This window comes from Sphingomonas sp. (genome assembly GCF_003248515.1).
Lineage (GTDB): Bacteria > Pseudomonadota > Alphaproteobacteria > Sphingomonadales > Sphingomonadaceae > Sphingomonas_I.
The window spans coordinates 93,601-113,546 of record NZ_QFOB01000009.1; the positions used below are offsets into that span (position 1 = coordinate 93,601).

The following is a 19,946-nucleotide window of genomic DNA, read 5'->3' on the forward strand; positions in this document are numbered from 1 at the left end:
ACAATCGGCAGGAGCAAACGCCATGGCATCGGATTCAAAATTGCGCGGGAAAGTCGCCGTCATTACCGGTGCGGGAGGCGGCATCGGTCTTGCACTTGCCCTTGACGCCGCCAGACGGGGGATGGACATCGCGCTTGCCGACATCGGGGCGGAGGCTCTGGAAGCGGCCAGGGTTCAGGTGGAAGCGTGTGGGGTTCGCGCTATCACGGTACGCACTGATGTGCGCAATCTGGTCGAGCTCGAAGATCTGCGCGACGCGACCCAGGCCTCGCTCGGCGACCCGTGGCTTGTCATCAACAATGCGGGCGTAGCCAAGATCGCCCTTGCTTGGGAAACCAGCGAAGCCGACTGGCGCCGTCTCCTCGACATCAACGTCTGGGGCGTGGTCAATGGCCTGCTCGCATTCCTGCCTGGGCTGCGCGCGCGCCATTCGGGGTATATCCTCAATACCGCTTCCGTCGGCGGCCTCCTCGCGATGCCGGCCAACGCCGCCTATGTTGCGAGCAAACACGCCGTCGTCGGCCTGTCCGAAACGCTCTTTCGCGAGCTGGAGGCGGATGGCGGGCATGTCGGCATTTCCGTGCTTTGTCCCGCGCTGGTGAAAACCGCGATTGCGGGAACGCGGGAGGTCGAGGGTAAAAGGGTGTCTGCGATCGATTCCCCGCACGCCATGGAGCCGGCGGACGTCGCTCGCATTGCGCTGGATGCAGTCGAGCAGGGGCAATTCTGGATTCTCACCCATGGCGAGGGTATTGCGCCCTATATGCGCGAACGGCTTGATCAGATGATCGGGCAGAAGAACCCTGACAAGACGAGCGTGGATCGCGCCATTCTCGAGACCGCGTCGGCCGCCACAGGGCTCGATTTCCTGCGTGATTGACCCGCTCGACCCGAGACACATCCCGTTGAGACGGCCCTCGTTGCTTGGAGCAATGAGGCGCCCGCGCTAGGATGCGATCATGAGCCATCCGCAGGGCGAGCAATACAGCTTTGGACCGTTCCGGTTGCTTCCCGATCAAGCTGTCCTGCTGCGGGATGATGAGCCGGTGCGCCTGGGAAGCCGCGCGATCGAGATTCTCATCCTGCTGGTACGCAATGCCGGGCTGATCGTCGGGAAGGCGCAGATCATGGAGGAGGTCTGGCCCGATACAACCGTCGTGGAAGCCAATCTTACCGTCCACATGAGCGTGCTGCGGCGTGCATTGGAGGACGACACGACTTCGGTACCCTATATTGCGACAGTTTCGGGGCGCGGTTACCGGTTTACTGCCAATGTTTCGGTTGAGCCGCCGACCAGGCCATATTTTGAAGCTGGAGGCGACCAGCAGAGCAATCTGCCGGTGCTCCTGACCCGCCTTATCGGTCGGTCGGAAACCCTCCATATGCTCGACGCAAAACTGCCCGAGCAGCGGCTGACGACGATCGTCGGTACCGGTGGCGTGGGAAAGACGGCCCTCGCACTCAACGTCGCCGAGCGGCAATTGGGACGTTGGCCGGACGGCGTCTGGCTGGCCGATTTCGCGCCCCTGGCGGACGCTAACCTCGTACCGACTGCCCTGGCCACGGTTCTTGGCCTGGAGGTTCGATCCACGAATCCGGTGCCGGCGCTCATCAATGCCCTGGCGGACAAGGAGATGTTTCTCGTCCTCGACAATTGCGAGCATATGATCGAGGCGGTCGCCATCATCGCCCATGCCATTCTTCAGTCGGCGCGCTCGGTCGTATTGCTTGCGACGAGCCGGGAGCCGCTCACAATTCCCGGCGAGACTGTCTTGCGTCTGGAGCCCTTGAGCGTGCCGCCGGAAACGGAGATCGTCGGAGCGCAGGAGGCGCTTCATTACCCCGCGATCGAGCTGCTGTGCGAGCGCGCCCGGGCGAATGACGCGGACTTCTCTCTCCAGGATGCGGATGCCCTTTTTGCATCGCTCATCTGCCGGAAGCTCGGCGGAGTGCCGCTGGCCATCGAGTTCGCGACCGCGCTCGTACCGATATTCGGACTGCGCGGCCTCGCCACGCGCCTCGATGACCGGCTGCGCCTCCTTGTCGATGGCCACCGCAGTTCTCCGCCGCGCCACCGCACCCTCACCGCCGCGCTCGACTGGAGTTACCAACTCCTCGAAGTGCAGGACCAGCGCGTATTCAGGCGGCTTGCAATCTTTACAGGCGGTTTTTCGATGGAGGCGGCGGCGGCCGTCATCGGAGGCGGAACAGACGAGGGCGTCTGCGCCGAGATTCTGGCGCGGCTTGTTCGCAAGTCGCTGGTCTCGCCGGATATGCGCGGTTCGCGTTTGCGCTTCCGCCTGCTGGAGACGACGAGAGCCTTCGCATTGGGAGCGCTGGAAGAGGCCGGTGAAGTGGCGGACGCGTCCCGGCTTCATGCGGATTATTTTGCACGTTCGCTACATGGAGATGGCGAACTTCCCGCTTCCAGCGCCGACTATATGGCCTTCGTCCCCGATCTCGACAATATCCGCAGCGCGCTTCGTTGGGCGACCTCGCCACAAGGTGACACGCAGATGGCGCTCGCCATCGGCGCGGGCGCGCTTCCGGTCTGGTTCGGTCTCTCGTTGCTGACCGAATGCGGAACCTCGATGAATGAGTTGATGAACGGGCTGGACCTGGAGTTGCGCAAGTCACCTTACGGCGCCGCGATCGATATCGCTATCGCGGCGACGGACATCTTCACTTATGGTGCGCAAGAGTCGAGCTATGCTGACTGGACGAAACGCGAGCAGGCTGCCGCCAACGAAGACCAGCTCATAGAGCGTGTGCGCCTCCTTCTGGGCCGCTGGACTTTCAATATACGAATGCCCGACTACGATCTTGCGGACGAGCAGTCACTGGCGATCGAAGAGATCGCGCGTGACGTGCGCGGCGTCGTAGGCGAGCAGAGCGCGCCGCTGGCAGCGCTCGTAGACAAGGATCATCTGATCGCCACTGCCCACTGGGCGCGCGGGACCACCTTGCATCATATCGGCAATCTGGACGCGGCAAGACATGCGCTCGAGCAGTTCCTCGTCGCGGAAACTGCCGCCATGCGTTCGTTCTTCATGGCGATCACCGGGTTCGATCGGCGTTCCGACGTTCTGGGCCTGCTGGCCATCGCGAAATGTCTCCAGGGCGATGTCGAGCAAGGCCTTGCCGATGGAGAGGCGGCCATCGACGAGGCGAGAACGACCCGCAAGGCGCTACCGATATGTGAAGCGCTTCAATGGGTCTGCTTCACCCTCGTGCTTATGGCCGGGCCATCGACGCGGACCTTCCGTCTGACCAGAGAATTATTGCAGACCTCGAAGGATCACTCGCTGCATAGTCATTATGGTGTCGCCTTGTGCCTGAAGGGCTGCCTTGCCGCGGCCTCCGGCCGCCATGAACATGCGATAGAGAGGCTCGGACAAGGCCTGGCGCAACTTCGCGATGCCCATTACGGGCCCTTCGATCCTTTCTTTGTCGGCGTGCTCGCCACATCACTCGCCACGATTGGCCGAATTACCGAAGCCCGCGACAGCATCACCATGTTCGAGCAGATGCGAACGACACAACATGGCTTCGTCGGGCCCGAGCTGATGCGTCGAAAGGCGCTCGTCGAAGTGCTATCCGGAACGCCGGATCGTGCTGAATCCAGCCTGCGCGCCGCGCGCGATGAAGCCGATCGCCAGGGCACACGCTTGTGGCAAATGCGGGCGCTGTCGGACCTGGCCGCTTTGTATCAGGCGCGTGAACGAGTGGCCGATGCCCAACGAGAACGTGCCACGTTGGCGCTCACCATCCCAGAGCAGCTTCGCGAACGTGATTTTGGGCTGCAATGGTGATCAGGAGACAAGGGTGAGGGTCCTTTCTCGTTTGATACCATCGGTCATCAGCCAATCGGGCAAATGGGCCATGACCTTTTGCGCTGCGCGGGGTTCGAGGCTACGGCTATCTGCAAGCCCGACCCGAATCCGGGTCGACCAGGCCATGTATCCTTGTGGATTGGAAAGTTCGAGCGAGATCGAAAGGTCTTCTTCGGCCATGCGAAGAATCCCGTGAAGGAGCGCGCGAGCGCCAAGTTCGCTGGCGGCCTGTGCTACCGTAAAACTGCGGTCGCGATAGCCGAATATTGCCAGACGGGGCGCGAGCCTCAGTCGGGTGTTGGTTCCCAGAAGCTCCATAAGTTCATCCGTGATGCCGTCAGCCAGGTGGTCTTGAGGGCTATCCATCAGCGATCGGAATGGCATGACGGCAAGATCGACGGGCGCCTGCAAGCTCGCTACGCTCTCGGGCGGCTGCCATCGGTCGGCGTCGATGATGGGCGTATAACCACTGGCGGGCAGGAGAATGCGCACCGCCGCGTTTCTGCCCGGCCCGTTATAGTAGGCCGAAAGCTTGCTGCGCAGGCGTCGCGCCTCGACCCGCACGGTCGAATCGACACGCGGATCATAGGGCGCGGAGCGGCTGTAGAGTGCGTCGCCGATAACCAGTTCCTTCAGTGTCGCCCCCCGGCCGGCGAGCGTTTCCTCGACGAGAAAGGAAAGAAGGGCGAACAGGCGTTCGCTACGACGGAAAGCTGCGCTTCGCTCGAGTTCGCCGAGCTGCTGTCGCGTCTGAGCAATGTCCGGGAGCGCTTTGCCTGTCATGATTGCCTCCTCATGATCGCGGTTCGCAAGTGCGGATTCGATCATGCGCAGCCTCCCATTCCCCATGACGGCCCGCCAATTAAGAATTCCAAAAAAATCCAAAGGAGCAGACGTCCGGTCAATATTTCGCCAATCTATCCGGACTATAACCAGGGGAATGATATGATCTACAAATGGTTAGAAATATGTCTGATCATGTGATCCATGGATTCGACAGATTTGGCGAAATTCGTAACTCGGCATGGTGGGAGCAGCGGCCGATTTTCTATCGAATTAGACAAAGTTGCATTTGTAATCATTAGAGTGTATTCGCGTAGATCGTCAAAGAGAGTGTCGTTATTAAAAAAGACTTTATGGCGATTTTCGCAGTCTGGATGCCGATCTATCTTGCGAAAGCTGAGATCGTTTCATGGACATTAGCGGGCGCTCGGTGGGTATCAATCAGATGAATCATGATGCTTGGAGGCAGAGGCAGCAACATCTGAGCCCATCAGTCATGCCAAAACTCGAGGTGACGGTTCGTCCCAACGCTCGGGAAGATGTGGCGGGCGAAAGCAGCGCCGCCTCGCTCAACCGGTGGTGTACACGGCCACGACGCATCAGAAATATCTCTGTCGGGCAATGCCCAGGCATCCGTCGGATCGCCAAGCTATTGTCCCGTGCTGAGTCGAAGGCTTCTAGCGTGGCAGGATGTTGGTGAAGCTGTTAGGAACATGCTCACTGATCTTTCACCTCCTTGTTCCAAAGCTTGTCGATGAGTTCATGTCGGATGCCTGGGTGAGCGGGCTACCGCTAGATCCGGGAAGGCAATGACTAACGATTCAGAACCGACCCGACCTGCGTCTCAGAGCGATTTCAACGCGAGCGGCGAACGCCCGGTTCAGCAACTTCTTGATCTCCTGGAGATCGACTATGATGCCCTGCTAGTGCGCTTGACCGCGCGCCTCCGCTCCCGTGAAGCCGCAGTCGAAGCGCTCCATGATGTCTATGTCAAATTAAGGGCTGAGCCGGCTGTCGGGGACCTCCGCAGTCCGCGCGCATACCTCTACAGAATGGCTCTCAATCTTGCGATGAACCGGCGCCGGAGCGATTGGCGCATGGTGAATATGGATGAGGCCGGGCTATCCGAGCTTCCAGACGCTGCGCCGGACCAGGAATCTGCTGCTATTGCCAACGACGAGATCGACCGGGCTTTGGAAGCCCTTCATACCCTACCGGCAAGGAGGCGGGCGATCTTTTTGGCCAAATGGCGCGATGAGAAATCCCAGGCGGAGATCGCCGCCGAGTTCAACTTGCACAAGCGTTCGGTTCAAAAGGAACTGGCGCGGGTGGAAGGCTATCTCCGGAAGATTCTTCGTCGTTCCAGGCACATGCCCTGATGGAGGGGTGATCGAAGGTCTATGGCGATTGCCGAAAGCTGCCTCTATCCACCCCACGGAAAAAAGAAGGGCGTCTTCTGCGTCGCTCAAGTGTCCCTCCAGTGGGAATAGTAGGGCTTCCTCCATCGAGCATGCGACGGCTCACGCCATCGCCTCTCGTGGTGGTGGCCGATAGGGCAGGGCGCTGAAGTTCCCGGCGCAACAAAACTACCCTGCAACCCAAGGGGGCCGCTATGGCGGCTGTTGGAAGTATGAGTGCGGGCGCGACGCCTTGTATTCGTCCGGCACGGACCACGGGATATGCAACGCCGTCAGCTGCGGCGAGGCAATTTGGCATGCGCGCACCTGGCGTCGCCAGCAGCTATCCGACTCTCGCGCCCTGGCAGGTCAACCTCGCCATGCGCACGATGGGCCAGAAGCTCAGTGACTCGATCTCGATCTCAGACGTTGCATCGATGTGCCGATTGTCATTCTGCTATTTCGTTCGGGCCTTTACCAATACGGTGGGGATCGCCCCCTACGCCTGGTTCGTCCAGCAGCGCATCCTATCGGCCAAGGCCCTTTTGTCGGAAACACCGATGCCTCTGGCGCAGGTTGCCCTGGAATGCGGGTTTTCCGATCAGGCTCATTTTACGAAAGCGTTTGCCAAAGCATCCGGCATGACGCCTGCGAAATGGCGGCGACTGGCCAAGACCCTTGAACCCAATGGTTCGATTGGTTCTCAGACACCCATCTGTAACCTCGTCAATTGGTCCGGCCAAGCGCATTCATCGCCACCAACGATGCAACAGGCCCAGCTCGACCGAGGTCAAGTTGCACAAACCCCTTTTCGTTAGGATGGCTTTGAAAGGAAGTTGCCGTGAACAGACGCAGGTTTCTTGTGGGCGCTGGCGGGTTTATCTTCCTCGGCGGTCTGGGAGCCTATGGTTGGGGTTCGACGGTCGGTTCCACTTCGGATTATTCGACCTATGTCGACCGTCTCCGTGTGCCGCTGCCGGCCGATCCTTCCGCCGCCGACCTGATCCGCTATGCCACGCTCGCGGCCAACGGCCACAATACTCAGCCCTGGCGGTTCTCTGTTCACGACCGCGCCATCGACATATTCCCTGATCTTTCCCGCAGAACACCCGTAGTTGACCCGGACAATCACCACCTCTTTGTCAGCCTGGGGTGCGCCGCCGAGAATCTCGCGATCGCAGCCGCCGCGACGGGCATGCCGGGCGAAGTTGCGGCGGACGAGAAGGGCAATATCAGATTTGTCTTTTCGCGCGGCGCAGTCCGAGACGACCCGCTATTTTCCGCGATCCCTCGGCGGCAATCGACGCGCGCTGATTTTGACGGTCGACCGGTTCCGGCCACAGACATCGAAACATTACGGACAGCGGCCGAAGTGCCCGGGGTCCGGCTTGTTTTGCTAACCGCGCGGTCCCGTATCGATCAGATTCGTGATATCGTCGTGGCCGGCAACGATGCTCAAATGCACGATCCGAATTTCATGGCGGAATTGAAGCATTGGCTTCGCTTCAACCCGCGTGCAGCCATGGAAACAGGCGATGGCCTATTCTCGGCGACCACCGGCAATCCAGTGCTGCCCACGCCATTGGGACGACTTGCCTTCGACACCTTCTTCACCGCGAAGGCCGAGAACGACAAATATGCCCGCCAGATCAACAGTTCAGCGGCGGTCGCCATCTTCCTCGCCGAGCGCGCGGACAGAGCGCACTGGATCTCCGTGGGACGGGCATGCCAGCGTTTCGCTTTGGCCGCGACAAGGCTCGGCCTCAGGCATGCTTTCGTCAACCAGCCGGTCGAGGTGGCACGGCTGCGACCGGAACTCGCGGCGCTGGTGGGTGAACCTGGCTTACGGCCCGACATCGTGATGCGTTTTGGTTATGGACCAGAACTGCCTTTTTCGCCCCGACGACCCATCGAGGCAGTTTGGCATAGGACTCGAAATGGTGTCCGCCCGTAGTGGCCAGATTGTGAGAGTGCGCCGTATTGCTTGCCGAGGCCGGGCTGGCGAGTGATAGTGCCATCGATGATTAAGACGTTGTTGGTTGCCACACGGGATCGTGCCCGCTTGGCGGAGATCGTTCAAATTACCTCGCGCTTCGGGCTCGGCGTTCTGCTGGCGCGAATCGGGCTGGAGCGGGGGGGCGGCGAGGATGGACCGCCCGAAACGTGCCGCGCCGCACGCGGCTGGCGCTGGAGGCGCTTGGGCCGACCTTCGTGAAGCTGGGGCAGATCCTGGCGACGCGCGGCGACCTGCTCCCGCCGGAATGGATCGCCGAACTGGAGCAATTGCACAGCAAGGCGCCGACCCTGCCGTTCGAGGACCTACGCCCGGCGGTGGAAGAGGCCTTGGGGCAGCCACCGGAGACGGCGTTCGCACGGTTCGATGCCGAACCGCTGGCCGCGGCGTCAATGGCACAGGTGCATCGCGCGACCCTGGGCGACGGCCGAGAGGTAGTGCTCAAGATCCGGCGTCCGGGCATTCGTCCGCGCATGGAGGCGGACCTGCGCCTGATCGCGCAACTCGCCACGGTGGTGGAAGGCGCCAGCGCGGAGGCGCGACGATTTCAACCGGCGGCGATGATGCGGCAATTCGCGGACGCGGTGCTGGAGGAACTCGATTTCACCAATGAGGGCCGCAACGCAGACCGCCTGCGCGCCGATTTCATGCGGGAACCGCGCGTGGTGGTCCCGGATATACACTGGCAATGGACTTCCGAGACATTGCTGGTGATGGATTATGTAGCGGGCGTGCCGCCACGCGATGGCGACACTCTGCGCGCGGCGAACATTGATCCCACCGCGATCGCCGCGTTGGGCGCGGACGTCGTGCTCGACATGGTGCTGGTGAACGGTCGGTTCCACGCCGACCCGCATCCCGGCAATCTGCTGTGCCTCGCGGGCGATCGCATTGCGTTGCTCGATCTCGGCATGATCGGCCATGTCTCGCCGCGCCGGCGTGAGGAGTTTATCGATTTCATGCAGTCGCTCAATCGCGGCGATCCAGCGAGGCTGGCTGATGTGCTGACCCTCTGGTCGGACGGGAGTGGCGTGCCGCCCACTCGGATATTGGCGGCCGCCGAACGTCTGATCGCGCGGCATGGCGGCGGGCGACTGGTGCTGAACTCGATGGTCGCGGATTTCCTGCCCCTGATGCGCGACGAAGGGCTCACAATGCCCGCTGACCTGTTGCTGATCTTCAAGGCGCTGGTGACGATCGACGGCGTCCTGACCGGGATTGCGCCTGATTTTGACTTGTCTGACGCGATGCGGCGGTCCTCGCTCAAGATCGCGCGGGCGCGGCTCTCGCCCAATCATTGGGGCACCACGCTAGGCGCGCTGGCGTGGGAAGTGAGCAAACTGGGCGACGACGCGCCGCGACTGGTGCGCGCGGCGATCCGGCGGCTGGAAGGAAGCACAGTGACAGCCCATCCGCAGAAGGATGAAGTCATCGCGACCGCAATCCTCTCTGCGGGGCGAGTGATCGGCGCGGCTCTGTTGATCGGCGCGATGTCGATCTCGGCGGCGGTCCTGTTTCACTGAACCGGTTGTCAGACTGGCCGGCGCGTGATGTCGAACATTTTGTCTGGTGGTGGCGTGGCCAGGATTAACCACGTGCAAGCCGTCCATTCACCCTCGTTCGACCAGCGGGGCAATATTCTCATGTCGCGAGCACTTCCGCACCATCGGTAGAGCGCCCGAAACATTCGATCAGCATCTCGGTGAGAACCCGCACCTTACGCGACGGGTGCTGACCGGGAGGCCGGACGACGTAGATGCCATGTTCTGGAATGGGATGATGCGTCATCACCGGCACCAGCGCGCCAGAGTCCAGATGCTCGCGGATCAGGTCGTTGGGGAGCGCCGCGATCCCTATCCCAGCCAATGCTGCCGCAACGAGCGCGACGCCATTGTCGGCTTTGAACCGGCCCTGTGGTCGCATCGTGATGACCTTGTCATCCACGGTGGCGAGCCAGGTCTCGGTTCCCTGCATCAAGGCCTGGTGGGTCAGGAGTTCTTCAGGTGTTTCCGGTGATCCGTACTTCTCGATATAAGCAGGGGAGGCGACATACTGGCCGATAAGCGGCCCGATTCTTCTTGCGATCAAATTCGAGTCGGGCAGCATGCCGACACGGATCGCGCAATCATATCCTTCCGCGATCAGGTCGACGAACCGGTCCGTATAGCATGAGTGGATGTGCAGCTCCGGGTGGCGCGCGGCCATTTCAGCGAGAATCGGTGCGAAGTGCGTTGGTCCGAATGACAGGGGCGCCGCGACCCGCAAGCGCCCTCTCAACTCGCCTGCCGGCAGAACCGTCTCCCTGGCGACGTCGATTTCGGCAACCACCCGCGCAGCATATTCCCGGAACGTTGCGCCGGCTTCGGTCAGTGCGGCACCCCGCGTGCTGCGCGCGAGAAGCTGGACGCTCAACTCCGCCTCGAGCCGGACGAGCCGCCGGCTGACCATCGACTTGGATATGCCGAGCCGGCGCGCGGCCGGCGTCACGCCACCCGCGTCGGCCACTTCGACGAATGTCCGCAAATCTTCAATTTCCATTCAGTGTTCCCCGGAGTGCGACACAGCATATCATCGGACGATGCTACCGCAGCAGAAAGAGGAATGGCAACACTCTGAGTGGGGACGTCGTCCTGATCGATGCCTCGCCGATCCACGCAAGCTCTATCCAGAAGGAACAACCGCCATGACTTTCCGCAACGGCTTGGACTCGCTTCTTCGACCCGAAGATTCGGTGCTCGTTCTGATTGATCACCAGCCCTATCAGCTCGCAAACCTGAACAGCCATGATCCGCAGGCAGTGGTCAACCTCACCACCGCGCTGGCGAAGCTGGCGAAGGCCTTCAATGTTCCGACCATCCTCACCAGCGTGATCGCGGGTCGCGGCGGCCTTCTCTTCAAGCAGATCACCGATGTGTTCCCCGGCCAGGAGGTGATCGACCGTACCTGGGTGAACACCTGGCAGGACGAGAAGGTGGTGGACGCGGTCAAGGCGACCGGCCGCAAGCAGCTCATCATCGCCGGCCTGTGGACCGAAGTCTGCGTCGCGATGCCGGTCATCCAGGCCGCCGGCGAAGGCTGGGATGTGACCGTGATCACCGACGCCTCGGGCGGCATCTCGAAGGAGTCCCACGAGGTCGCCGTCCAGCGGATGATCGCCGCCGGCGCGAACCCGATGACCGTGATGGCGCTCGCCGGTGAATGGCAGCGCGACTGGGCCCGCACCGATCATGTCGAGGAACTGACCCAGATCCTCATCGATCATTTCGGAGGCAGCGGTATCGCCTATCTCTGGGAGCAGCAGCTTCTCAAGACCCCCGTCGAGACCGACGCGGGCTGATCGCGATGGTTGGCGGGTATCGATCTGGCGCGCTGGAAGGGACCGGCGGCATGTCGATGCCCGCCATCCGCCTGCTTCGACTGGGAAGCAGGCGCCGTCCGCCGTCCCGCGACGGACAGCGCAACCTTCCGCAGTTGAGCGCCAGCTGGCGGCCGATCATCTTCGCAGCGGCCTCTGCGATGCCGTTCATGGCAAGCGCACAGGCGCAGGTGTCGACCAATGTGGAGCGGGCCCCCACACTCACGATCGAGCGATATTCGGAAGATTGGTCGTGGCTCGCCGATCCAGCGAAACGGAAGGGGGATTGGGCGGAGCCGCTCAAATATGTTCCGCTCGACAGCGATGGCTCGGTCTACCTGACGACAGGTCTGGAGGCACGATCGCGCTACGAAGGCTATGAGAATGTGAACTGGGGGGCATCGCCGGACGATGGTTACGTCTGGAATCGTCTGATGCCCTACGCCGATCTTCACGTCGGCAAGGTCCGGTTGTTCGCAATGCCGATCCTGACATCGATCTCAGGGACGGACCGGCCGAAAGGTCCTGCGGACACGACCGGCGTCGATATGCTGCAGGCATTCGTCGATGTCGATCTTGCAGTTCCAGGCGGCGACTCGCTGCGATTGTCCGCCGGGCGGAAGCTGGTCTCGCTCGGATCGGGACGGTTCATCGATCGGCGTTATGGAACCGGCGTTCCGCTGCCGTTCGATGGATTTGAAGCCATCCTCACCGGGAAAAGCCGGCAGGTGACCGGCTTCTACCTCCAGCCGGTCGACACCAGGCAGGGGAACTTCAATGACCGGCGCTCGCGCAACAAGGCGATCTGGAGTGTGTACGCCACCCAGTGGTTCGACGGGAAGCGTCTGAACGGCTTCGATATCTACTATATCGGTTTACGAGACCGGAACGCCATCTTCGATCAGGGCGCCGGCAGGCAAGTGGCGCACACATTCGGTTCCCGGATCTTCGGCGACAACGGCGCCTTCCATTGGAACGTCGAGGGCGCCTACCAACGTGGCACATTTGCCGGCCACCGCTCCGAGGGATGGGGCGCGGGGTTCGAGACAGGGTATCGATTCCAGAAGACGGCTCTGCGTCCCGAGATAGCCCTGACGGCCGACATCGTCTCGGGTGACGGCGATCCGGACGATCCGAAGCTCGGTACGCTGAACCCGCTTTTTCCCAACGGCAAATATTTCGGGGCGCTTTCGCCGATCGGCCCGCGCAACCTCATCCACGTCCGGCCCTCGACCACGGTTCATCCGCACAAGAACGTTGCGGTATCGCTGACAGGCGTCGCCTATTGGCGCGAAAGTGTCCACGACGGGATCTACGCCATTCCAGGGTTTCTGGTGCGCAGCGGCAGGGACAGCGACGCGCGTTTCATCGGAAAGGAGCTCGAGCTCGCGGTCAGCTGGCAAGCGACTCCCAAGCTCAATCTGACCGCGTCGGTCAGTACCTTCGATCCCGGTCCTTTCATTCGCGATACCGGGCCAGCGCGGACGATCAAAATGGTCGGCGGCCAGACGACCTTTCGGTTCTGAAGGTGCGACCGTCCGCATTCCCGGCGCTCGCTCCTGCGAAGTCGGGGCACGGTCATGGCCGATCACCGCATCACCCTGTCTCGCAGCGGCGTGTGGTCTTCATTCTCATATTCTCACTTCCAGGGAGGGCTTTGATGGCTGACTTCGCACCACCCCCGCATAATCGTGCTTCGCCTTTTGCCGACATGCGCGGCCATCACGTCGCGGTGCGCACGCCCGACTATGAGACCGTCAAACGCTGGTATGCCGAGAAACTCGACTTCCGCGTGGTCGCCGAATGGGACTATGCCGACCAGAAGCTCGCGTATCTCGCGCCGCCTGCCGACGACCATTTCTGCATCGAGATTCTGGGCGGCGGCGAGCCGACCCCCCGCGATGTGCGGCCCTACGCCGATCTTGGCAGCAGCCTCGTTTATGCCGGATATCACCATTTCTGCCTCGAGGTCGCGAGTATCGACGTGACCGTCGCGCAGCTGCGCGAGCGCGGTGTGACGATCATCAGCGAGCCGTTCCTGGTCGAAGCCATCAGCCGCCGACTTGCCTTCTTCGCCGATCCCTTCGGCAATCTGATCGAGATCGCCGAGGTGGTCGCCTGAGCCTCCGGCATCGATCGCCAACCCGATTTCACGGATCGGCTCGACATGATCTCAAAGGAGCAGCTTCAATGGAAATAGGTATCGACAGCTTTGCAGCGATCCTGCCCGATCCCGCGACCGGCGTGCTGCCGTCGCCGACGGATCGCATGGCCGACCTGCTGGACGAGGTCGAGGTCGCCGACCGCGTCGGTCTCGACGTGTTCGGCATCGGGGAACATCACCGTGCTGAATTTCTGGATTCCGCGCCATCGATCATCCTCGCCGCCGCCGCCGCCCGCACCAGCCGGATCAGGCTGGCCAGCGCCGTGACGGTGCTGAGCGCGGCAGACCCGGTGCGCGTCTTTCAGGAATTCGCGACGATCGACCTGATCTCCAAGGGACGTGCCGAGCTTGTCGTCGGACGCGGATCGTTCGGCGAGGCCTTCTCGTTGTTCGGTCTCGATACGCGCGCATATGATGACCTGTTTGCGGAAAATCTCGATCTCTTCCTGACGCTCGGCGAGACGAGCCATCCGACCTGGAAAGGCAGATTTCGGCCTGCGCTCAGCGGTCAGGGCGTCTTCCCACGGCCTCATCAGCCGCGCTTGCCCGTGTGGGTCGGCGTTGGCGGGTCGCCGCAATCCTTTGCGCGCGCCGGCACGCTGGGGCTTCCACTGATGGTCGCCATCATCGGCGGGACGTTCGACCGCTTCAGGCCTGCCGTCGACTACTACCGCGAGGCCTATGCCGAGGCAGGGCACGATCCCGCCAAGATGCGGGTCGGGATCCACGCGATGGGCTTTATCGGCGATACCGACGCCGCGGCGGCCGACGCCTTCTTCCCCGGCTGGTCGCATCTCACGGGCAAGGTCGGTCGCGAACGCGGCTGGTCGCCGCCGTCGCGCGCGCAGTTCGACGAAATGGCCGGTCCCGAAGGCGCATTCCTTGTCGGCAGCCCGGAGACGGTGGCAGCGAAGATGTTGCGCGCCAGCGAGACGCTAGGCGGTCTCTCCCGGATCACTTTCCAGATGAGCACCGCGTCGCTTGAAACCGCTGCGATGAAACGGTCGATCGAGCTGCTGGGTACCGAGGTCGCGCCAATCGTGCGCAATAGCCTCGGGATTGGATAGGCCGTTCTGTTCGAGTCAGGGGGCAGGACATGCCGAAATACTTCCGGAGGGCCGGTCGATCCGTTGTCGTGACGGGTGCCGGTAGAGGTCTGGGACGCGAGATCGCGCTCGGGCTGGCCGCCAAGCGCTACATCGTCTTCGGCACGGCAGGTTCGGCGCGAGAGGTTGCGGATCTTCGGGATGCATCGAATGGTCGCGTTAGCCTGGCAGTGTGCGATCTGAAGAATGCGCAGACAGTAAATGCCTGGGCCGCCGGGGTATCGGAGGCGATCGGCGAGTCCGGCCTCGACATTCTCATCAACACCACGAGGCATTTTTCACCCGGTCCTCTCGAACTTGTCCCGCTGGAAGAAGTTCGACAGGGGTTTGAGGTGAATGTGTTCGGTGGGCTGGCCGTTATCAACGCCTTTCTCGCTTCCTTGCGGCGCGCTCACGGGCGGATCGTCCAGATCAGTTCCTGGACGGCGGACACGCCGCGCAATTTCGACGGCGTGTCGGGGGCGTCTCAGGCGGCTATGGAGGTCTTCTCCGCCGCCTATCGGGCCGAGCTGAAGCCGTTCGGGATCGACGTCATCGTCGCCTCGATAAACGATCTCGAAGGGGCCGGCCCAGGCCTGAGCGCATCACTGGCGCAGATCGACCACAGCATGACGGCCGATGAGCGAAAGCTGTACGGCAAGCTCCTGCGTGCCTGCATGGCAAAGCTTGCCGGGTCTGCCGCGCCGGGCGAACCGACGACGGTTGCGGCGCGCGTGGTCGAGTTGGCGATCCAAAGACATGGTCCGGCCTGGTCGCCGATCGATCGCGATGCGCAGGACATGATGCGCGCCATCCGCGAGCAAACGGACGCCGAACTCGACGCGCTTCGGGATCGGCTGGCTGGCCCCACCTGACATCCCGGGGCGACGCTGGGCCACCCTCTGAGCACGATTCAATGGCGGAGCTGATCGCTCCATGCCCGCCCTGTGCTCACATCCTCGCACAACTGTTCGACGTTGGGCGCGACTGCGCGGGCATGGAGCGATCAGCTCCGCCGGCGAACCGACCCCTGAGATTTATCGGCAGCGTTCCCAACTTTGCGACACAGCTTGTCACCTGGCGGTTCTACTGAGTCATTTGGCGGAATGCTAAACCATGCGCGACGGTTGGCATGGAGCGCTGTGTGGACAGGATTCTCGCAATCAATAGCAGCATCTTGGGGGAGGGGTCGGTTTCGCGCGCCCTCGTCGACGACGCCGTACAAGGGCTGTTGGCAGCGCATCCGGATGCTGTTGTCACCCTTCGTGATCTGGGCGCCGATCCGATCCCGCACCTGACGCCGGGAACAGTCGCCGGGGTTCGCGCCGTCGCCGCGACCGAGGATGAGCTGGCAGCCAGGTCGCTGTCGGACGAGCTTATCGGTGAGCTTCAGCAGGCAACGGTCCTCGTGATCGGCGCGCCGATGTATAACTTCAGCATCCCGTCATCGCTGCGCGCATGGTTCGACCATGTGCTGCGTCCGCGCGTGACGTTCGCCTACGGCGAGTCCGGACCGGAAGGGTTGCTCAAGGGCATTCGCGCCATCGTGATCCAGTCTCGCGGTGGCCTCTACAGCGAGGGGCCGGCCAAGGACCTCGATTTTCAGGAGCCTTACCTCAGGCAGCTACTCGGTTTCATCGGGATCACCGATGTCGCATTCGTCCACGCTGAGAAGATCAGCCGCGGCCCCGAAGCGCGTGACGCCGCGATCACGCAGGCCAGATCGCAGATCGTGGCTGCCGTCGCGCGGATCGGGACCGGGGGGACGGCCGCCGCGCTGCCCACGGCGGCGCCCGACGATGAGACCGTTGATTTCGCGGGCATCCTCGACGCCAATCTCCAGCGGGTGTTCAACGAGAGGGACGCGGCTCGCCGGCTCGAGGCGATCGCCGAGTTATATGCCGATGACGCCATGTTCCATGAACGCGATCGCTCGGTGCAGGGACATGCTGCGATAGCGCGGGTGGTCTCCGAACTGATCGACGGCTTGCTGTCCGACGCCACGTTCAGCGCGATCCGCCTGGGGACGGGCCACCACGATCTGGGTCGCCTGCAATGGCGCCTCGGTTCGCCCGATGGTCCCGCCGCGGTGACGGGCACGGACGTGGTCCATATCCGCAACGGCCGCATCCAGACGATCCATGTCTTCCTCGACCAGGGGGAGGGCTGAGCGGTGTCACGGGAATCGTGACGCCGGACTGTGGCAAAACGACAGCCAGCCGAGCTGGACCCAATAAAGAGAAGGATCGACCCCAAGATGGCGACACTGACAACCCAGGATGGCACACGTCTTTTCTACAAGGACTGGGGTCCTCGCGATGCCCAGCCCATCGTGTTCCACCACGGCTGGCCGCTGAGCTCGGACGACTGGGACAGCCAGATGCTGTTCTTTCTTGGCAAGGGCTACCGCGTGGTCGCGCATGACCGGCGCGGTCACGGCCGTTCCGACCAGACCGATACCGGTAACGAGATGGACACTTACGCCGCCGACGTGGCGGAGCTTGCCGAAGCGCTGGACCTGAAGGACGCGGTGCATGTCGGGCATTCCACCGGGGGTGGCGAAGTGATCCGCTACGTTACACGCAGCGTGCCCGGGCGGGTCGCCAAGGCCGTCCTGCTGGGCGCCGTGCCGCCCATCATGCTGGCGACCGAGCGCTATCCTGGCGGCCTGCCTATGTCGGTATTCGATGGATTCCGTGAAGCGCTCAGCAAGAACCGCGCGCAACTCTTCCTCGATGTGCCCAGCGGTCCCTTCTATGGCTTCAACCGCGACGGCGCAGAGGTCAGCGAAGGCCTGATCCGCAATTGGTGGCGACAGGGCATGGCGGGCGGCGCCAAGGCGCACTACGACTGCATCGCCGCTTTCTCCGAAACAGACTTCACCGAAGATCTGCAAACGGTCTCGCTGCCCGTCCTGCTGATGCACGGCGAAGACGATCAGGTGGTGCCGATCGAGGCCTCCGCCCGCACCGCGATCAAGCTTCTGCCGAACGGTACGTTGAAAACATATCCAGGCCTTTCGCACGGCATGTTCGCGACCCACCCGGACACGATCAACGCGGATCTGCTGGCCTTCATCAAGGGGGAGGCTCTCGCATGAGCGCTGTCCAGGAGAATCCTGCCCAGCATCGCTTTGAGTTGCCGATCGAGGGCACTCAGGACGTGGCTGCTACCTATTACCGGACCAGAGGGGAGACGATCGTGCTGACGCATACGATCGTCCCGGAACGCTTTTCCGGCCAGGGCCTCGGCTCGCAGCTCGCGCACGGGACTTTCGAGGCCATCCGTTCGTCGGGCCGCAAGGCGGTTCTGCTCTGCCCATTCATGGCGGCCTATTATGCGCGTCACCCGGAATATGCCGACATTGTTGCGGTGGAGAGCCCTCATGATTGAAATGATCATCGATCAGCGCCGCCGCGATCTGGGCGGCGGCTTCGAAGTCGGTCGTGTCCTTCCATTCGCCAGGCGGCGAATGGTCGGCCCTTTCATCTTCTTCGACCATATGGGACCGATCGGTCTGGCGCCCGGCCTCGACCGGAAGTTCGACGTAAGAGCACATCCCCATGTCGGGCTGTCGACTGTGAGCTACCTGTTCTCAGGCGAGATCATGCATCGCGACAGCCTGGGTTATGAACAGCCGATCCGGCCAAGGCAAGTGAACTGGATGACGGCCGGCAGCGGGATCACGCACAGCGAGCGGTTCGAGCATGCCCGCGCCGTCGGCGACCGCCTGCACGGCATCCAGGCCTGGGTAGCGCTGCCGGTGGAGTTCGAGGAGACCGCCCCGTCCTTCACGCATCACGCGGGCGCGAGCCTGCCAACGTGGAACGATGGTGGCGTCGCCGGTCATCTCATCGCGGGCAGCGCCTACGGCCTGACGGCGAGCGCGCAGACGCACTCGCCGCTCTTCTACGCACATCTCGACATGGCGCCCGGCGCGGTCGCCGAGGTTCCGAACACATATCGGGAGCGCGCGCTCTACATCGCAGCGGGCGCGGTGGAGATGCATGGTGGGCGCTACGAGGCTGGCCAGATGCTGGTGCTGGGCGCAGGCGTGTCGCATTTCAGGGCGGCCGAGCATTCGACGGTCATGGTCCTTGGCGGCGAGCCGATCGGCGAGCGCCACATCTTCTGGAACTTCGTGTCGTCGTCAAGGGACCGGCTGGCCCAGGCCGCGTCCGACTGGAAGGCAGGCCGCATGAAGCTGCCGGATGCGGACGACGCGGAATTCATCCCGTTGCCGGACGAACCGATCCCGTCGGGGCAACCCGCGTCATGATCGGATCGCGTTCGGCCCGCGGCGCGCTGGTGGCCGCGTTCCTCGTTGCTGGCGGCGGTCACGCTGGTTCGGCGGCCCTGTCGCAGGACGCGGCTACGTCCCGCGAACCGGCCCCACCACCGGCCTCCGAGGCGACGGTCATACCGTTCGAGTTGGCAGACAATCTTGTCCGGATACCGGTCGACGTGAATGGGCAGCGGCGAAGCGGCGTCCTCGATAGCGGGGCGGGCGCGGTTCTCGTCGACCGGCAGGTCAGTAGGACGCTTGGCCTCAGCGAGGGCGCCTCGGCCGGTGACGCCGCAGGTGGCGGCAACGAGGCGAAGCAGCTTTTGCCGGTCACCATCTCGCGGCTTGCGGCAGGGCCATTCCGGTTGGAGAATGTTGCCGCATATGCGGTGGATCTTGGCAATCTGTCATCCTCGGCCGGGTTTCCGGTCGATGTGCTTCTTGGCGCGCCGGCCTTCCAGGACGGCACGATAAGCATCGACTATACGCGCCGGCAGGTCACCGTCGACAGGTCGGGAGCCGCTGTTGGTTGCGCGTCGCCCATCTCGCTGGAGATCGTGCACGGCACACCGGTGATCGAGATCGAGGTTCAGCCAACCGAGGGCGAACCTCCGGTCCGCCTCAAGGTACTGGTCGATCTTGGCACCCGGCACAGTGCGTTGGTTCTGGGCGGCGCGTTCGTGCGAAGCGGGCCTGGCCAAAGGCTGCTCCGAAGAGCAGTTGCGAAAGAAATCGGCTTTGGCGTCGGCGGCGCGGTGAAGGGCGCAGTGGTTCGCGTGGCGCAGGTGCGTGCAGGCGCTTCGAGCTTCGGGCCGCTGGATGTCAGCCTGACGTCGGACGTTCCGGCCTTCGAGGGCACCGGCATCGACGGCACCTTGGGCGTTCCTCTCTGGAACGGCGGGGTGATCGCTTTTGATTATGCCCGTCGCCGGTTGTGCATCAGTCCTCCGGAAGCCGCAGGTCAGGCGCAGGCTACGGACGTGCGTGCGATCCGTGGCCACGCCGATGAGCAGTGACGGATCGGGGGGAC

Annotated in this window: 18 protein-coding genes; 16 read left to right on the plus strand and 2 right to left on the minus strand. The window is 62.8% G+C overall.

Annotation, left to right across the window (positions count from 1 at the left end; translation table 11 throughout):
• The first annotated feature begins 22 nt into the window (after nucleotides 1–22).
• On the plus strand, nucleotides 23–880 hold the full coding sequence (locus DI605_RS14955; protein ID WP_293975480.1) for an SDR family NAD(P)-dependent oxidoreductase: 858 nt from the start codon (nucleotides 23–25) through the stop codon (nucleotides 878–880).
• Between the two features lie 79 nt (nucleotides 881–959).
• On the plus strand, nucleotides 960–3,812 hold the full coding sequence (locus DI605_RS14960; protein WP_293975482.1) for a winged helix-turn-helix domain-containing protein: 2,853 nt from the start codon (nucleotides 960–962) through the stop codon (nucleotides 3,810–3,812).
• Here DI605_RS14960 and DI605_RS14965 read toward each other — a convergent pair whose 3' ends face one another.
• On the minus strand, nucleotides 3,813–4,661 hold the full coding sequence (locus DI605_RS14965) for a hypothetical protein (protein ID WP_293975485.1): 849 nt from the start codon (nucleotides 4,659–4,661) through the stop codon (nucleotides 3,813–3,815). It abuts the gene before it with no gap.
• A 764-nt stretch (nucleotides 4,662–5,425) separates the two neighbouring features.
• On the opposite strand from DI605_RS14965, the gene DI605_RS14970 reads away from it, so the two are divergent.
• From DI605_RS14970 to DI605_RS14985, 4 genes are all read left to right on the plus strand, one after another.
• Nucleotides 5,426–5,995, plus strand: a complete 570-nt coding sequence (locus tag DI605_RS14970; RefSeq protein ID WP_293975487.1) for an RNA polymerase sigma factor — start codon at nucleotides 5,426–5,428, stop codon at nucleotides 5,993–5,995.
• A 335-nt stretch (nucleotides 5,996–6,330) separates the two neighbouring features.
• Nucleotides 6,331–6,831, plus strand: coding sequence for an AraC family transcriptional regulator (locus DI605_RS14975; RefSeq protein WP_293975489.1), 501 nt, complete (start codon nucleotides 6,331–6,333; stop codon nucleotides 6,829–6,831).
• Nucleotides 6,832–6,854: 23 nt separating this feature from the next.
• Nucleotides 6,855–7,967: a nitroreductase family protein gene (locus DI605_RS14980; RefSeq protein WP_293975491.1), complete on the plus strand. Its 1,113-nt coding sequence runs from the start codon at nucleotides 6,855–6,857 to the stop codon at nucleotides 7,965–7,967.
• A gap of 209 nt (nucleotides 7,968–8,176) precedes the next feature.
• Nucleotides 8,177–9,550, plus strand: coding sequence for an ABC1 kinase family protein (locus tag DI605_RS14985; RefSeq protein ID WP_367120058.1), 1,374 nt, complete (start codon nucleotides 8,177–8,179; stop codon nucleotides 9,548–9,550).
• A 118-nt stretch (nucleotides 9,551–9,668) separates the two neighbouring features.
• Here the strand turns inward: DI605_RS14985 and DI605_RS14990 are convergent, their stop codons facing one another.
• Nucleotides 9,669–10,565 (minus strand): LysR family transcriptional regulator, encoded by an 897-nt coding sequence (locus tag DI605_RS14990; RefSeq protein ID WP_293975493.1) that lies wholly within the window; start codon nucleotides 10,563–10,565, stop codon nucleotides 9,669–9,671.
• A 145-nt stretch (nucleotides 10,566–10,710) separates the two neighbouring features.
• Here DI605_RS14990 and DI605_RS14995 point away from each other — a divergent pair, with 145 nt between their 5' ends.
• The 10 genes from DI605_RS14995 to DI605_RS15040 all read left to right on the plus strand — a co-directional run bounded on the left by DI605_RS14995 (nucleotide 10,711) and on the right by DI605_RS15040 (nucleotide 19,932).
• Nucleotides 10,711–11,364, plus strand: coding sequence for a hydrolase (locus tag DI605_RS14995; RefSeq protein WP_293975495.1), 654 nt, complete (start codon nucleotides 10,711–10,713; stop codon nucleotides 11,362–11,364).
• A gap of 50 nt (nucleotides 11,365–11,414) precedes the next feature.
• A complete protein-coding gene (locus DI605_RS15000) occupies nucleotides 11,415–12,908 on the plus strand; it encodes an alginate export family protein (protein WP_293975497.1) in 1,494 nt (497 codons plus the stop codon).
• 134 nt (nucleotides 12,909–13,042) lie between these two features.
• Nucleotides 13,043–13,504, plus strand: a complete 462-nt coding sequence (locus DI605_RS15005) for a VOC family protein (protein WP_293975499.1) — start codon at nucleotides 13,043–13,045, stop codon at nucleotides 13,502–13,504.
• Nucleotides 13,505–13,572: 68 nt separating this feature from the next.
• Nucleotides 13,573–14,613 carry an LLM class flavin-dependent oxidoreductase gene (locus DI605_RS15010; protein ID WP_293975501.1) on the plus strand — a complete coding sequence of 347 codons (1,041 nt, stop codon included), beginning with the start codon at nucleotides 13,573–13,575 and terminating at the stop codon, nucleotides 14,611–14,613.
• A gap of 68 nt (nucleotides 14,614–14,681) precedes the next feature.
• Nucleotides 14,682–15,506, plus strand: coding sequence for an SDR family NAD(P)-dependent oxidoreductase (locus DI605_RS15015; protein WP_293975503.1), 825 nt, complete (start codon nucleotides 14,682–14,684; stop codon nucleotides 15,504–15,506).
• A gap of 269 nt (nucleotides 15,507–15,775) precedes the next feature.
• Entirely contained in the window at nucleotides 15,776–16,801 is a 1,026-nt protein-coding gene (locus DI605_RS15020) for an NAD(P)H-dependent oxidoreductase (RefSeq protein ID WP_293975505.1), read from the plus strand.
• 87 nt (nucleotides 16,802–16,888) lie between these two features.
• Nucleotides 16,889–17,731: an alpha/beta hydrolase gene (locus DI605_RS15025; protein WP_293975507.1), complete on the plus strand. Its 843-nt coding sequence runs from the start codon at nucleotides 16,889–16,891 to the stop codon at nucleotides 17,729–17,731.
• On the plus strand, nucleotides 17,728–18,024 hold the full coding sequence (locus DI605_RS15030; RefSeq protein WP_293975509.1) for a GNAT family N-acetyltransferase: 297 nt from the start codon (nucleotides 17,728–17,730) through the stop codon (nucleotides 18,022–18,024). The genes DI605_RS15025 and DI605_RS15030 overlap by 4 nt, the downstream gene beginning before the upstream one ends.
• Nucleotides 18,017–18,910 carry a pirin family protein gene (locus DI605_RS15035; RefSeq protein WP_293975511.1) on the plus strand — a complete coding sequence of 298 codons (894 nt, stop codon included), beginning with the start codon at nucleotides 18,017–18,019 and terminating at the stop codon, nucleotides 18,908–18,910. The genes DI605_RS15030 and DI605_RS15035 overlap by 8 nt, the downstream gene beginning before the upstream one ends.
• Complete coding sequence (locus tag DI605_RS15040) at nucleotides 18,907–19,932, plus strand: aspartyl protease family protein (RefSeq protein ID WP_293975513.1); 1,026 nt, start codon at nucleotides 18,907–18,909, stop codon at nucleotides 19,930–19,932. Before DI605_RS15035 ends, DI605_RS15040 begins: the two co-directional genes overlap by 4 nt.
• Nucleotides 19,933–19,946: the final 14 nt, after the last annotated feature.

Coding starts and splice junctions, on each gene's coding strand:
- DI605_RS15030 (WP_293975509.1), top strand. CDS start 17,728: ATGAGCGCTGTCCAGGAGAATCCTGCCCAGCATCGCTTTGAGTTGCCG.
- DI605_RS15010 (WP_293975501.1), top strand. CDS start 13,573: ATGGAAATAGGTATCGACAGCTTTGCAGCGATCCTGCCCGATCCCGCG.
- DI605_RS14965 (WP_293975485.1), bottom strand. CDS start 4,661: ATGATCGAATCCGCACTTGCGAACCGCGATCATGAGGAGGCAATCATG.
- DI605_RS15005 (WP_293975499.1), top strand. CDS start 13,043: ATGGCTGACTTCGCACCACCCCCGCATAATCGTGCTTCGCCTTTTGCC.
- DI605_RS14970 (WP_293975487.1), top strand. CDS start 5,426: ATGACTAACGATTCAGAACCGACCCGACCTGCGTCTCAGAGCGATTTC.
- DI605_RS14995 (WP_293975495.1), top strand. CDS start 10,711: ATGACTTTCCGCAACGGCTTGGACTCGCTTCTTCGACCCGAAGATTCG.
- DI605_RS14975 (WP_293975489.1), top strand. CDS start 6,331: ATGCGCGCACCTGGCGTCGCCAGCAGCTATCCGACTCTCGCGCCCTGG.
- DI605_RS15025 (WP_293975507.1), top strand. CDS start 16,889: ATGGCGACACTGACAACCCAGGATGGCACACGTCTTTTCTACAAGGAC.
- DI605_RS15035 (WP_293975511.1), top strand. CDS start 18,017: ATGATTGAAATGATCATCGATCAGCGCCGCCGCGATCTGGGCGGCGGC.
- DI605_RS14960 (WP_293975482.1), top strand. CDS start 960: ATGAGCCATCCGCAGGGCGAGCAATACAGCTTTGGACCGTTCCGGTTG.
- DI605_RS14990 (WP_293975493.1), bottom strand. CDS start 10,565: ATGGAAATTGAAGATTTGCGGACATTCGTCGAAGTGGCCGACGCGGGT.
- DI605_RS15040 (WP_293975513.1), top strand. CDS start 18,907: ATGATCGGATCGCGTTCGGCCCGCGGCGCGCTGGTGGCCGCGTTCCTC.
- DI605_RS15000 (WP_293975497.1), top strand. CDS start 11,415: ATGTCGATGCCCGCCATCCGCCTGCTTCGACTGGGAAGCAGGCGCCGT.
- DI605_RS14955 (WP_293975480.1), top strand. CDS start 23: ATGGCATCGGATTCAAAATTGCGCGGGAAAGTCGCCGTCATTACCGGT.